The 14,174-nt window shown below is 40.9% G+C and carries 13 protein-coding genes and 1 pseudogene; 10 read left to right on the top strand and 4 right to left on the bottom strand.

Annotated elements, in window-relative coordinates; translation table 11 throughout:
- Positions 1-25 precede the first annotated feature (25 nt).
- The 4 genes from KFB94_07185 to pssA all read right to left on the bottom strand — a co-directional run bounded on the left by KFB94_07185 (position 26) and on the right by pssA (position 4,330).
- Entirely contained in the window at positions 26-694 is a 669-nt protein-coding gene (locus tag KFB94_07185; GenBank protein ID QVL45069.1) for an HAD family hydrolase, read from the bottom strand.
- Positions 695-718: 24 nt separating this feature from the next.
- Entirely contained in the window at positions 719-1,600 is an 882-nt protein-coding gene (gene yedA, locus KFB94_07180) for a drug/metabolite exporter YedA (protein QVL45068.1), read from the bottom strand.
- 146 nt (positions 1,601-1,746) lie between these two features.
- Positions 1,747-3,300: a 2-isopropylmalate synthase gene (locus KFB94_07175; protein ID QVL45067.1), complete on the bottom strand. Its 1,554-nt coding sequence runs from the start codon at positions 3,298-3,300 to the stop codon at positions 1,747-1,749.
- Positions 3,301-3,532: 232 nt separating this feature from the next.
- Positions 3,533-4,330: a CDP-diacylglycerol--serine O-phosphatidyltransferase gene (pssA, locus tag KFB94_07170; GenBank protein ID QVL45066.1), complete on the bottom strand. Its 798-nt coding sequence runs from the start codon at positions 4,328-4,330 to the stop codon at positions 3,533-3,535.
- Positions 4,331-4,528: 198 nt separating this feature from the next.
- Between pssA and KFB94_07165 the strand changes: the two are divergent.
- The 10 genes and pseudogenes from KFB94_07165 (at position 4,529) to clpS (ending at position 14,154) form a co-directional block, all read left to right on the top strand.
- Positions 4,529-6,345, top strand: a pseudogene (locus KFB94_07165) (diguanylate cyclase).
- 95 nt (positions 6,346-6,440) lie between these two features.
- Positions 6,441-7,547: a tRNA guanosine(34) transglycosylase Tgt gene (gene tgt / locus KFB94_07160; GenBank protein ID QVL45065.1), complete on the top strand. Its 1,107-nt coding sequence runs from the start codon at positions 6,441-6,443 to the stop codon at positions 7,545-7,547.
- A 127-nt stretch (positions 7,548-7,674) separates the two neighbouring features.
- Positions 7,675-8,160, top strand: a complete 486-nt coding sequence (gene bfr / locus KFB94_07155) for a bacterioferritin (protein QVL45064.1) — start codon at positions 7,675-7,677, stop codon at positions 8,158-8,160.
- Positions 8,161-8,640 carry a bacterioferritin gene (bfr, locus tag KFB94_07150; protein ID QVL45063.1) on the top strand — a complete coding sequence of 160 codons (480 nt, stop codon included), beginning with the start codon at positions 8,161-8,163 and terminating at the stop codon, positions 8,638-8,640.
- A 156-nt stretch (positions 8,641-8,796) separates the two neighbouring features.
- Positions 8,797-9,030 (top strand): (2Fe-2S)-binding protein, encoded by a 234-nt coding sequence (locus KFB94_07145; protein ID QVL45062.1) that lies wholly within the window; start codon positions 8,797-8,799, stop codon positions 9,028-9,030.
- A 152-nt stretch (positions 9,031-9,182) separates the two neighbouring features.
- A complete protein-coding gene (yajC, locus tag KFB94_07140) occupies positions 9,183-9,500 on the top strand; it encodes a preprotein translocase subunit YajC (GenBank protein ID QVL45061.1) in 318 nt (105 codons plus the stop codon).
- Between the two features lie 50 nt (positions 9,501-9,550).
- A complete protein-coding gene (gene secD, locus KFB94_07135) occupies positions 9,551-11,416 on the top strand; it encodes a protein translocase subunit SecD (protein ID QVL45060.1) in 1,866 nt (621 codons plus the stop codon).
- Positions 11,417-11,443: 27 nt separating this feature from the next.
- Positions 11,444-12,391: a protein translocase subunit SecF gene (secF, locus tag KFB94_07130; protein ID QVL45059.1), complete on the top strand. Its 948-nt coding sequence runs from the start codon at positions 11,444-11,446 to the stop codon at positions 12,389-12,391.
- Between the two features lie 81 nt (positions 12,392-12,472).
- On the top strand, positions 12,473-13,750 hold the full coding sequence (locus tag KFB94_07125) for an HlyC/CorC family transporter (protein QVL45058.1): 1,278 nt from the start codon (positions 12,473-12,475) through the stop codon (positions 13,748-13,750).
- Between the two features lie 92 nt (positions 13,751-13,842).
- Positions 13,843-14,154 (top strand): ATP-dependent Clp protease adapter ClpS, encoded by a 312-nt coding sequence (clpS, locus tag KFB94_07120; protein QVL45057.1) that lies wholly within the window; start codon positions 13,843-13,845, stop codon positions 14,152-14,154.
- Positions 14,155-14,174 lie beyond the last annotated feature (20 nt).

Raw genomic sequence — 14,174 nt, 5'->3', positions numbered from 1 at the left:
ATCAGCAATATTACAAACAACCTTACTAACGCAAGCTCATTAACGGCCAATCATGATTTTTTGCATATTCGGTTAGTTGCGGATCAGCATCAACAGCCACTGGGTTCGTCACTAGTTTCATCAATGGTAAATCATTGTGTGAATCACTATAAAAATAGCTTACAGCAAAATCTGCTAATGTTTGCCCACGCTCTGCAAGCCATGCATGTAATCGGGTCACTTTCCCTTGCTGGAAACTTGGCTCGCCACTGACATTACCCGTAAACTGTCCATTGACCATTTCAGGATCTGTACCAATTAAATACTCAATGCCAAAAGCAGTGGCAATGGGCCGGGTCACAAAACTATTGGTTGCTGTAATCACCATACATAAATCACCATTCGCCTTATGTTGATTGACCAAAGCTTGGGCTTTTTCCGTCATCATTGGACGAATCACTGTTTGCATATATTGAATATGCAATTCATCTAAGAATGTCTTGGGATGTTGCGATAATGGTTGCAATTGAAATTTTAAGAACGCAAAAATATCTAAACAACCATTTTTATAATCTTGATAAAACTGCTCATTTCTATCGTGATGCGTTTTCGCATCCAACAAGCCTTTATTAATCAGGAACAAACTCCAGTTATAATCACTGTCACCAGCCAGCAAAGTATTATCTAAATCAAATAAAGCTAAATGTTGTGTCATATTCGTTTTTATACTTTCTATCTACTATTTAATCTCGTCTATATTCTTTGACGTTAAAATCAAAGCCACGCCGATTAAAATAACCGCCAAGGCAATATACTCATTCTGCTTAATCTGTTCATTGGCAAACCAAATACCAACCGCGAATGCCACAATCGGATTCACAAACGTATTACTACTAGCGACCATTGGGCGCACCGTTTTCAATAAATATTGGAATGCACTATAGGCAATCAGTGAAGAAAGTACAATCAAATATAGCATTGCACCCCAAGATTTCACTGATACTTCACTAGGCCATGACTCATTGAAGTAAGTGCTTGCTATCATAAGAAATAAACCACCTGAAATCATCTGGCAAGCTGCGCTCATCAAGCCTGTTGGCATTACCATGTGTTTACTCCAGATTGAGCCTAGCGACCAACTGGCGGCCGCAAAAATCAATAATAAAGCACTGATATAATCGCCATGCAAACTTCCCCCGATATTGAGCAAGCCAATGCCAAAAACACCAAGAAAAATACCCAGCCATTCCTGACGTGTAATATGATGCCCCCAGGCGCCAGCAAAAATCGCCATCCAAATTGGTGTCGTTGCTATGGCTAACGCCGCCACGCTAGAGCTGACGGTTTGCTGCACATAGCAAACCGTTCCATTACCCAACGCAGGGAGTAATAATCCGACAATCGCTGCACCTTTCCACTCTGTCCATGTTGGATTTTTACTGCCTAAAAAACGTAAGACGGTGTACAGAATCACGCCAGCCACTAAAACACGCCCACCTGCCATTAAAAAAGGGGGGAAACTTTCAAGACCAAAACGTATCGCTAAATAAGTGGAGCCCCAAATGAAGTGGGTGCAAAACAGGGCTGCGACAATCAGGATTGTTTGGTTTTTAGTCGGCATTTAGAGGCTCAAAAGTATACAAGCACAATGAGTCATTATTCTTTATATTTTTTATTCAATTGAGCAAAAAAAAGCGCACTGACGCTGACAGCGCGATTAATACGGCAATAACGTCCAACACCAAATTAGCCCGATTTTACACAGCGTTAAACTTGCGGATTGAGCTTTTCGGACTTGGTGTATAACTTATTCAAGCCATTCAAATAAGCCTTAGCCGATGCAATCACAATATCGGTATCTGCACCTTGCCCATTCACAATTCGGCCACCTTTTGATAGACGCACAGTCACTTCACCTTGTGCATCTGTTCCACTGGTAATATTGTTCACTGAATAGAGTTGCAACTCCGCGCCACTATTAATCATTTTTTCAATTGCTTTAAAGGTCGCATCCACCGGACCGCCACCATCGGCTTCATCACGTTTTTCAATGCCATCTGCTGATAAAGCAATCTCCGCATGAGGCGTTTCACCTGTTTGCGAAGCGACATGTAAATAAACCAATTTGAAATGCTCACTGGTTTCGCTATCAAACTCATCGCTAACCAAAGCATGTAAATCTTCATCAAAGATTTCAGACTTTTTATCAGCCAATGCTTTAAAACGTGCAAACGCAGCATTCAAGGCATCTTCGCTACTTAACTCAACACCTAGCTCTTTTAGGCGCGTTCTAAATGCATTGCGTCCAGACAATTTACCCAAAGTTAACTTATTGGTATTCCAGCCCACATCTTCAGCGCGCATAATTTCATAGGTTTCACGATGTTTTAATACACCATCCTGATGAATACCGCTTTCATGTGCAAAGGCATTGGCACCCACAATTGCTTTATTTGGCTGTACTGGATAACCCGTGATAGTAGACACTAATTTTGAAGCTGGCACAATTTGCGTCGTATCAATACGCGTATCTACATTAAAGTAATCACGGCGGGTTTTGATTGCCATTACCACTTCCTCTAAACTCGCATTACCCGCACGCTCGCCTAAACCGTTGATGGTACATTCCACTTGACGCGCACCATTGGCAACAGCTGATAACGAGTTGGCGACAGCCATGCCTAAGTCATTATGACAATGCGTACTCCACACCACTTTATCTGCATTTTTAACCCTTTTGATTAAGCTTGCCATACGCTCGCCCCATGGTTCTGGAATACTATAACCAACCGTATCAGGCACGTTAATCGTGGTAGCACCAGCCGCAATCACCGCATCAAAAACTCGGACTAAAAAATCTTCCTCTGAGCGCACAGCATCTTCTGCAGAGAACTCAACATCATGCGTATATTCCAACGCCCATTTCACCGCTTGCACTGCACGTTCGACTACTTGATCTTCCGTCATCCGCAATTTGTTTTCCATGTGAATTTTGCTGGTAGCAATAAACGTATGGATACGCCCATTTTTTTCTGCATGTTGCATGGCTGGTGTGATCGCTTCCCCTGCACGGCGCACATCATTCTCACTCGCGCGTGCAAGTGAACAAACGGTAGATTTGGTGATTAAACCGGCAATGGCATGGATAGAGTCGAAGTCGCCTGGACTTGCTGCAGCAAAACCTGCCTCAATCACATTCACACCTAATTTTTCTAATTGGCGCGCAATCCGAATTTTTTCTTCTTTAGTCATGGCTGCGCCAGGACTTTGCTCGCCATCACGCAAGGTGGTATCAAAGATAATAACTTGGTCTTGTTTCATGTTGTATTCCTAAATCAATGCACTAGATTATAAATGGTTTTACTCGTGGCATGTGATATGCGCGAGCAAGTTGAGGCTATCGGGGAGGTAAAATTAATGTGCGCTGACGCGCAGCAGTAGTGCTAGGTTTGCGCATAACAAACCTAATAATGAAGTAAAGAATCGAACTGTGAAATCAACTATCATGATTTTATTATAATCACTTTTTCAATTTTTTCAACAAGTTAAACGACTATTTGAGTGCTTTGGTTTTCAGCGATTTGAACCACAAATAATAGCCTGACAATGCATAAACAAAAACAACCGTAAATAATACTTCAGGCGGACTGTATGAAACCAATACAAAAGCCAACATAATGGCTAAAACGGCAACAAATGGTACACTTTTTTTCAAGTTAATGTCTTTGCCACTGTAAAAAGCCAAGTCACTCACCATAGAACCCGCAGCAAAAACGGTCAAACCCCAAGCCAGCCACTTAATTTTAATCGCGCCAAAAAATATTTCTTTACCAGAAATACCATATTCATAAGACACCCATACAAACCCTGCTAACAATGCTGCTGCGGCTGGACTAGGCAAGCCTTGAAAAAAACGCTTATCTTGAAACGGATCGTCTAATTTTGTATTGAACCTTGCTAGTCTTAATGCTGCGCAGGCGCAGTAAATAAAGGCAGCAATCCAGCCTATTTTACCTAATGGTTTCAGCGCCCATACATACATAATGAGCGCAGGCGCCACGCCAAAAGAGACCATATCCGATAGGCTATCATATTCGGCACCAAATGCACTTTGCGTGTTAGTTAAACGTGCAACGCGGCCATCCAACCCATCTAATACCATTGCAACAAAAATGGCTATTGCCGCTTGTTCATAGTTAGCATTCATTGCACTAACAATGGCGAAAAAACCAGAAAATAAAGCGGCAGAAGTAAACAAATTGGGCAGTAGATAAATACCTCTCACTCGCAAGCTTGGATTGTCTATATGATCTTCTTCTCGTCTTGTTAAGTTTGTTGGTTGTTTTGCCATATTATCCAGTTACCAGAACGTATTAGCTTTAGTATAACAAAAGCAGACCAATTATTAAGTTGTATTTACAGCACTTTCATCCCTTCATTATCTAATGATACAAATAGAAAGTGTTATTCGCCTTTAATCGTTCAATAAAAATAGCTGGGGTTTCCGTATGCTATTGGTTCGTCATATGAATGATGGAATAACGAATTGATGGAACAACAATATAGTCCCACTGAAATTGCTAGACGCACACTTGTTCAGCTAGCCAAGGAAAGCTTGCCCCCAACACCCAAAAACTATGAGGCTACCTACAATAAAATCATTGGCAAAACAACCGACACGACTGCAATTGTCAGCCAAGCATTAATGCTGGTTTTGGCAAATACAAACAAAAAAACTGCCACTTTTATTGCACAAGAAAAAAAATATTAGGCGCTATTGAAAATCAAGACTGGGGTGTTTTTGAAAGCGAATTACAACTACTGCTTGGCCAAAGCAGCCCTAATCCAACCATGCAGACTAATTGGGCGCTATTGATTCGCGCACTGCTGCGACAATTGGAAGTCAGCCATAAAGGCACAACATTAACCCGTAAAAAAGAGGGGCTTAACCGTGTATTAACAAGCTTTGCAAAAGACCCTGCTGTATTATCTGAAAAAATCCAAGCCTTAATCAGCTCCTGGGGTAATGAAACCACCACGATAGACGTTCAAATAAGGGATACCACCCATCCTACATACCCTGGTCAAATGACATCGCCAGCCACCAATCTGACGACGTCGGCAGAAAACAACACTGCCACTCAACTAAGGGACATGCTAATGAGGACAGTCAACCTAGTATTAATACCGCTAGTTAGTGAGGTTCCTAGCGCGCATCAAAATGCGCAAGCGTTGCTGAGAGAATTACGGAGCGAGGATACACAACCATTATCAAATAAAAGTCTGGCGTCATTAAAAAATATTTTATTCACAATAGAAACTGAGCGAGAAAATCAACAGAGTATTTATCAAACACTCATTGATTTACTCAAACTCTTGGCAACAAGCATGTCAGGTCTCACGATTGAGGACACATGGCTTCAATCACAATTGGCAATTGTTAGCGATGTATTAAGCAAGCCTATCGATATCAAAAGCTTAGATAATGCGGTCGCCAGTTTAAAAGCGTTAATACACAAACAATCCAACTTAAAACCAGCCATCAACGATGCGCAGGATTTAATCAAGAAAATGGCTGAAACATTCATTTCAAGACTGGTCGATATGACTGAATCGACTGATGAGTATCATCACAAAATTGAAAGCCATCAAAATAAATTAAGTGATGTCAGTAGTATTGATGAATTAAATAATGTACTAAACAATGTTCTTGAAGACACCCGCATGATCGGTTTGACGGTACAGCGGACACGAGAAGAATTCAATGACAGCAAAGCAAAAGTCACGCAAGCAGAACTAAAAATCCAAGAACTCACCTCAGTGCTTGCGTATATTAATGAAGTGGCTAATGAAGATTATTTAACTGGTACACTTAATCGCCGTGGCATGGAGCAAGCATTGGAGCGTGAGTTTAGTCGTGCCGATCGCCATAACACTGCTCTTTGTATTGCGATGATTGATATTGACCACTTCAAAAAACTGAATGATTCACTCGGCCATAGCACTGGTGATGAAGCCCTCACCTACTTTGCCAACGTCATTAAAGATGTTAAACGAACGACTGATGTGCTTGCTAGATACGGCGGTGAAGAATTTATTATCATCCTACCAAATACGATACAAGATGATGCAGTAAAAGTGATTGAACGCGTGCAGCGCAAGCTCACTAAAGCATTTTTTATGCATAGCGATGAACGGGTGGTAATTACCTTTAGTGCTGGTGTGGCGCAACGTATAGCGGGAGAAACACCAGAAGAAATCATCCCGCGTGCAGATGCAGCGCTGTATGCTGCCAAACATGCTGGTCGCAATAGAGTGTTAGCAGCTGATCATATCGAGCCAGAGCCAATCAAATCGCTCAATTAACCCCCTCTTAAAAAACACCTTAGCATTATCTGCTTAGCATGATTAAGCTTGTGTTAATATCTTGCCAAATCAATCTGTTTTAAACTTACCCTTTTATGAAATTCAGCTTACACCACACGGATGGTCAGGCCCGTCGCGGTACTGTGCACCTTAAACACGGTAATGTGGAAACTCCCGCCTTTATGCCAGTTGGCACTTATGGCACCGTTAAAGCCATGTCGCCATTAGAACTGGATGACATTAATGCACATATTGTCCTTGGCAACACCTTTCATTTATGGCTGCGTCCTGGTTTAGATGTGATTGCAGCACACGGTGGCTTACATCAGTTTATGGGCTGGGACAAACCCATTTTGACAGACTCTGGCGGCTTTCAAGTATTTAGTTTAGGGGCCATGCGTAAAATTAGCGAAGAAGGTGTGAAATTTCAAAGCCCCATTAACGGCGACACTTGTTTTTTAACACCAGAGGAATCAATGCGTATTCAGCAAGTATTAAATGCTGATATTGTGATGATTTTTGATGAATGTACGCCTTATCCAGCTACGCATAAAGAGGCTGAAGACTCCATGCAATTATCATTGCGTTGGGCACAACGGAGTAAAGATGCACATCAAGGTAATGACAATGCTTTATTTGGCATTATTCAAGGAGGCATGTATGAAGATTTACGTGACATCTCACTGAACGGCTTGACCGCGATTGACTTTGATGGCTTTGCTATCGGCGGCTTGTCGGTTGGTGAACCCAAAGAAGATATGAAACGTATTCTTGCCCACACTGCACCTAAAATGCCAGTTAACAAACCGCGCTATTTAATGGGTGTTGGTACCCCTGAAGATCTTGTCAATGCAGTGAGTCAAGGTATTGATATGTTTGATTGTGTGATGCCAACACGAAATGCGCGTAATGGTTGGCTATTTACCCAATATGGCGATGTTAAAATCAAAAATGCTACTTATAAAATGGATATGCAGCCATTAGACGCTGATTGTACATGCTACACCTGCCAACACTTTACACGCGCTTACCTACATCATTTACACAAAGTAGGCGAAATATTAGGCGCCCGTTTAAATACCATTCATAACTTACATTATTATCAAGTGCTCATGCAAAGCATGCGTGATGCAATTGAAGCCAATCAATTTGATGCCTTTAAAGCTGACTTTATCAAAAAACGCGCACAAATCACAAGCTAACTAGGAATGATTGCTATTGGCGTTATCATTAAAATTCCATTTAAAATCAATAACTAACGATAAATTTTGATTGCCTTTTTTATCAAGTTTACGTAGCATAGTCAGTTATTGGAAAAGGAGAGTTTTAATGAAGGGCGATAAAAAAATAATTGATGTTTTAAATCACCTGCTTACTGGCGAGTTGTCAGCGAGCGATCAATATTTAATCCATGGCGAAATGGTTTCTGATCTGGGTTTACCACAGCTAGCCGCACACATGTTACATGAATCAGAACATGAACACCTGCATGCAAAATTGATTATTCAACGTATTTTGTTTCTAGAAGGCACGCCCAATATCGCGAAGCGCGAGCCGTTGAATATTGGTAAAACCGTTCAAGAAATGCTTGAAAACGATTTAGCGTTGGAATATAGCGTAGTAAAGCATCTAAAAAAAGCGATTGAAGCCTGTGAAAAAGCAGAAGATTTTGTAACACGCGAGATGTTAGTGTCGCAATTGGATGATACGGAAATGGATCATGCATATTGGCTAGAAAAACAACTTAAATTGATCAAACTAGTTGGTTTAGAAAACTATCAGCAAAGTCAAATGCAAGCCAAACAAGGAGTCTAAATGAAAGTTGATAAAAAAATACTTGCTACTTTAAACACAGTTTTAAAAAACGAGCTCACTGCAATTAATCAGTATTTTTTGCATGCGCGTATGTTTCGTAGCTGGGGATTAGAAAAGCTTAACGATTACCAATACAAGCAATCAATTCGCACCATGAAAGAAGCAGATAAAGTCATTGAGCGCATTTTGTTTTTGGAGGGCTTACCTAATTTACAACTATTAGGGAAATTGCTTATTGGTGAGAATGTGGTCGAATGTCTAGTTGGCGACTTAACTTTAGAGCGAGATATTCATCGCCCAGCTTTAGTTGAGGCAATTGCCTTGTGCGAGGAAATGCAAGATTTCGTTACTCGTGAATTATTCGAAGAATTGCTAGCGGCATCGGAAGAGGCAATAGACTGGCTAGAAACTCAACAGACACTGATTAATGATGTCACCTTACCTAACTACCTACAATCACAAATTGAATCTGATGATTGATTGGCTTTAGGTTTCGCATGTAGTATGAATGAATCAAGCCGCGCCAGCGGCTTTTTTCTTTGTTAGCAAATAACAATGCTATTGCAAAATTGTCTTGACAACAAACTTATAAACGATAATAATTCTCAATATCGTTCCTGTTTATGGAGTTGTCAATTGTACGTTTGTATATGTAACGCGGTGACTGAACATGAAGTTAGCATAGCGATTGATGCTGGCGCAACCACAGTTAAAGCACTCAACCGCCAGCTGGGCATTGGGACCCAATGTGGCGCGTGTGTCAGCTGCGCTAAGGATTGCTTGTCTAAAAAACAGTCACTACATACCCACTATCATGCAATGCCAATCAATAACGTATTCCCTATCATCAAACAAGAGCAAGCCGCATAAATACCCTTTTTAATATTGGGAAAATTTCACAATATCTTGTTGATTTAACTGCTTCATAAGCAAACCCTTCACACAGCATGCCCAGCCTGATAAGTCTGTGTTAAAATCCTGCCTTAATTTTAGTTACCCATTTCATTTTTTAGGAATCTAACATGTTCATTTCTAACGCGTATGCAGCAGCAGCTGCTCCAAGTAGCGACTTATTTAGCCTGGCACCAATGTTAATTATTTTTGTTTTATTTTACTTTATGTTGATTCGCCCACAAATGAAACAAGCCAAACAGCATAAAGCCATGATTAGCGCATTAAAAGTAGGTGATGAAGTAGCAACAACTGGTGGCGTTATTGGCAAAGTGACTAAAGTCAGTGATCACTTTATTGCGATTGAAATCGCGACCAACACGATTATTAATGTGCAAAGACATGCTGTGCAAACATTATTGCCACCTGGCACATTAAAATCCGTATAAATATTAACATACACTATTTTTCATTTTAAAAGCATGAAGCGAGCCTCAACATGAACCGCTATCCTACGTGGAAATATATTTTAATCGCTGCATCTATCATCATTGGGTTGGTATATACGATTCCTAATTTATTTGGTGAATCGCCAGCGGTACAAATCAGTCCTGCAAGAGCCACGCTTAAGGCAGATCAAGCACTGCTAGGTAAAGTTGAGGCAGCACTAGAACTAGCAGGCATTCCTTTTGATGGCATTTATCTCGATGCTTCTGGCGTTAAAGTACGATTCAACAACCCTGAGGAACAACTAAAAGCCAAAGATAGGCTGATTGAAAACTTAGGTAAAGACTATACGATTGCATTAAATTTATTATCCCAAACACCCGATTGGCTGCTAGCGCTAGGTGCAAAACCAATGTATCTGGGTTTGGATTTGCGTGGCGGGGTACATTTTTTATTGCAAGTTGATATGCAAGCAGCATTAACAAAGTCTGTAGAAAGTACGGTTGGCGATTTTCGTTCGGCACTGCGTACTGAAAAGGTAAACTATACTGGCGTATCGCGTGAAAATCTCGAAGTAGAAGTAAGCTTTGAAAACGAAGCAGAAAGAGAAAAGGCCCGTAGATTACTAGCGACTACCTATCCAGATATGACTTATAGCACCAGCGGTAGTGGCGCAGATCTAAAACTAAAAGCAATCCCAAGTGAGCAAGCAAAAAAACAAATTCAAGAATTTGCGCTAAAACAAAACTTACTCACTTTACATAACCGTATTAACGAACTCGGCGTAGCAGAGCCAATTGTGCAACAGCAAGGTTTTGACCGCATTGTAGTCCAATTACCTGGTGTGCAAGATACGGCAAAAGCAAAAGAAATATTAGGTCGCACCGCAGCACTTGAAGTACGCATGGTTACTGCGCACGGCACGCGTAGTGATGCGAGAGATTTTGATCCTAAAAAAATAGAGGATGCACTTAAAGGCATCATACCAGCAGGTAGCGAGCTCCTTTATTCCAGAATCCAGGAGCCACTACTGGTTTCTAAAAGCATGGTATTTTCTGGAGAGAATTTAGTATCTGCTAGCCCTAAACCAAGTCAACAAGGTGCAGGTGCTGAGATCGCTGTTAGTTTAGACTCTAAAGGTGCTGGGTCGATGAAGTTAACAACGCGTGAAGGCATCAACCGCAGAATGGCTGTTATCTTGGTCGAAAAAGGTAAAAAAGAAGTCTTAACCGCACCAACCATTCAAGCCGAGCTTTCATCTCAGTTTGTCATTACAGGCATGTCCAATTTGCAGGAGGCGAATGATTTGGCCCTGCTCATGCGTGCTGGTGCTTTGGCAGCGCCGATGGAAATCATCGAAGAGCGTACTGTTGGTCCAAGCATGGGTGAAGAAAACATTAAAAGTGGTGTTAACTCTACCTTGTGGGGCTTTGCAGCGATTGCTGTCATGATGATGCTTTATTACATGCTGTTTGGTGTTGTATCAGTCACAGCGTTAGCGATTAATTTATTGTTATTAGTTGCCTTGCTCTCTATGCTACAAGCAACCCTGACACTTCCTGGTTTAGCTGCGATTGCTTTAGCTCTCGGCATGGCTATTGATGCCAATGTATTGATTAATGAGCGTATTCGCGAAGAGTTGCGTGACGGTAACACGCCACAAGCGAGTATTCGAATTGGCTATGAGAAAGCCTTCGGCACTATTATGGACTCGAATATTACCACCCTCATTGCTGGCGCTGCCTTATTTATGTTTGGCACTGGTCCAATCAAAGGCTTTGCCGTTGTGCATGTGCTTGGTATCCTTACTTCAATGTTTAGCGCCGTGACCATTTCACGCGGGATTGTGAACTTAGTTTATGGATACCGTCGTAAAATCGATAAACTTTCTATTGGTCAAATTTATAAAGCCGATTAACTGTCAGAATTGAATGAGTCAATAACTATGGAATTTTTTAGAATCAAAAAAGACATCCCGTTTATGAGTTATGGTCGTTTAACAACAACCATCTCTTTGGTGACTTTTATTTTAGCCGTCTTCTTTTTAGCTAGTCGCGGCTTAAATTATGGGGTTGATTTTACTGGCGGTACCGTAATGGAAGTCAGCTACCCACATGCAGCAGATATTGACAGCATTCGCCAAGCAATTGATGCGATTGATTTAAAAGATGCAACCGTACAAAATTTTGGTACGAGCCAAGACGTGCTAATTAGGCTACCAATTAAAAAAAATCTTTCGATTGCGCAATTATCTGAAGAAGTAACAGCAGCACTAAAAACGGCAGATAGCGAAGTAGAAATACGCCGTGTTGAGTCTGTAGGTGCCCAAGTAGGTGACGAGCTATTTGAAAATGGTGCATTAGCTTTGTTGATTGTGCTTATTGGTATTGCTGGCTATCTTGCGATGCGTTTTGAATGGCGCTTTGCTATTTCTGCCATTATTGCCAATATGCATGATGTGGTGATTATTTTAGGCTTCTTTGCTTTTTTCCAATGGGAATTTAGCCTTACTGTGTTAGCGGCAATCTTGGCAGTCTTAGGCTATTCGGTGAATGAGTCTGTTGTGGTTTTTGACCGCGTCCGTGAAAACTTCCGCAAAATGCGAAAAGCAAACACAATCGAAGTGATTGACAACGCCATTACAAGGACACTTTCTCGAACAGTCATTACGCATACCTTAACACTGACCATGGTTGGGTCAATGCTACTCTTTGGTGGCGAGGTATTGCATTACTTTTCACTCGCATTAACAATTGGTATTTTATTTGGCATTTATTCCTCTGTCTTGGTTGCCTGCCCAGTTGCGCTCTTATTGGGAGTGAGTCGTGCCAACTTAATTGGAGAAGTTGGTAATAAGAAAAATGAGCATGAAGATGAAGAGGCTATCGTTTAGCTTGTGTTAGCATCAATAAGCATTAACAACCACCCTTTTTAAGGGTAAACTAAACCATTACACAATAAACTTAACTAGCGCTTGGACAACATTCCTATTTCTTGGCAGTTCGGTGGATTAATTCTACTGCTGTTGCTATCGGCATTTTTCTCAATGTCTGAAACCGCGTTGATGTCAATCAATCGCTATCGATTACGTCACTTAGTCAAACAAGGACATCGAGGTGCAAAATTAACCCATGCGCTGTTGTTGCAGACAGACAAGCTGCTCGGTGTTATTTTGCTGTGCAATAACTTTGTTAATACTGCATTAGCAACTTTAGTCACCATCATTACTGTCAACTTATTTGGTGAAGGCAGATGGGCATTGATGTATAGCACCATTACAGTCACGTTCGCCATTCTTATCTTTAGTGAAATATCCCCAAAAATCATTGCTGCTGCCTATGCAGAAAAAGTGGGTATTTATGTCAGCTATATTCTATACCCACTGCTACGTGTGTTGTATCCAGTGGTGTGGTTTGTCAATCTGTTTGTCAAAGCCTGGCTTAAATTACTTGGCATAAAAATTAATTTTGGCGACGGTGTTAAATCACTCAGCATGGATGAGCTGCGCAGCATTGTAACGGATGCTGGGAAATTTTTACCGAACAAACATCGAACCATTTTACTCAATCTATTTGAGCTAGAAAAAATTGAAGTTGACGATATCATGACAGCGCATACGCAAGTTGAAACAATCAACTTTGATGCTTCATTAGATGAAATATTGGCTCGCATCAGCAATAGTCATCACACGCGACTGCCTGTTCGTGAGGGTGATAATGATGAGATTTTTGGTATATTACATATCCGTAAGGTGCTTAATCAGCTCCGCTTACATCATAAAAAAGAAGAGGATGAATTATCTAAAGAGTCGCTACGCTCGGCCATTTCTGCGCCTTATTTCATTCCTTCCGGCACCCCGCTGTATACACAAATTCAGCAGTTCCAAGAAAATAAGGAGCGTATAGCGCTAGTAGTTGATGAGTATGGTGAGTTGAAAGGATTGATTACCTTAGAAGATATTCTAGAAGAAGTTATTGGTGATTTTACAACCCAATCGCCAAGTCGTATTGGCAGTTTCCATCAAGAAGAAGACGGCGGATGGCTGGTAGATGGCAGTAGCTCATTACGTGAACTCAATAAAAAATTAATGCTATCGTTACCTTTAGATGGGCCGCGCACCCTGAACGGCTTAGTGCTTGAACACTTTCAAGACATACCTGAAGCAAGCACTAGCTTCAAAATTGGCGATCATATTTTAGAAATTGTGCAAACACAGGATAGAGTTGTCAAAAGCGTCAAAATATTCCCTTAATATTGTCTTTTTTTAAACCCCTATTGATATTAGGCTTGAATTTTCTTTGATTTAGCTCAAAATAGACATTAAAGTATTATTAAAAGAAGCGCATGGCTACAAAGCAACCCACTGGTGATATCGCAATAGAACCAAGCAAGATTGAAACAAAACTGCCAAACATGTTTAAAGTTTTATTGCAAAATGACGATTACACTCCTATGGAGTTTGTCGTAGAAACAATTCAACGCTTTTTTAACAAATCGCGGGAACAAGCAACAGATATTATGCTCCAAGTACATACAAAGGGAGTAGGTGTTTGCGGCGTGTATCCAAAAGATATTGCAGAAACAAAAATGAACCAAGTACTAAAAAGTGCACAAGAATCTCAGCACCCATTACAGTGCGTAATAGAGCCAGCGTAACAGCAGAAAAAGAGGATATA

Source organism: Methylophilaceae bacterium, assembly GCA_018398995.1.
In the GTDB taxonomy this organism is placed as follows: domain Bacteria; phylum Pseudomonadota; class Gammaproteobacteria; order Burkholderiales; family Methylophilaceae.
Note: the sequence above shows the minus strand (reverse complement) of the source record. Positions and strands in the feature narration are given on the sequence as shown.

Bases quoted from the DNA above. Each gene is read 5' to 3' on its own strand.
- KFB94_07185 (QVL45069.1), bottom strand. From the start codon at position 694: ATGACACAACATTTAGCTTTATTTGATTTAGATAATACTTTGCTGGCT.
- yedA (QVL45068.1), bottom strand. From the start codon at position 1,600: ATGCCGACTAAAAACCAAACAATCCTGATTGTCGCAGCCCTGTTTTGC.
- KFB94_07175 (QVL45067.1), bottom strand. From the start codon at position 3,300: ATGAAACAAGACCAAGTTATTATCTTTGATACCACCTTGCGTGATGGC.
- pssA (QVL45066.1), bottom strand. From the start codon at position 4,330: ATGGCAAAACAACCAACAAACTTAACAAGACGAGAAGAAGATCATATA.
- tgt (QVL45065.1), top strand. From the start codon at position 6,441: ATGAAATTCAGCTTACACCACACGGATGGTCAGGCCCGTCGCGGTACT.
- bfr (QVL45064.1), top strand. From the start codon at position 7,675: ATGAAGGGCGATAAAAAAATAATTGATGTTTTAAATCACCTGCTTACT.
- bfr (QVL45063.1), top strand. From the start codon at position 8,161: ATGAAAGTTGATAAAAAAATACTTGCTACTTTAAACACAGTTTTAAAA.
- yajC (QVL45061.1), top strand. From the start codon at position 9,183: ATGTTCATTTCTAACGCGTATGCAGCAGCAGCTGCTCCAAGTAGCGAC.
- secD (QVL45060.1), top strand. From the start codon at position 9,551: ATGAACCGCTATCCTACGTGGAAATATATTTTAATCGCTGCATCTATC.
- secF (QVL45059.1), top strand. From the start codon at position 11,444: ATGGAATTTTTTAGAATCAAAAAAGACATCCCGTTTATGAGTTATGGT.
- clpS (QVL45057.1), top strand. From the start codon at position 13,843: ATGGCTACAAAGCAACCCACTGGTGATATCGCAATAGAACCAAGCAAG.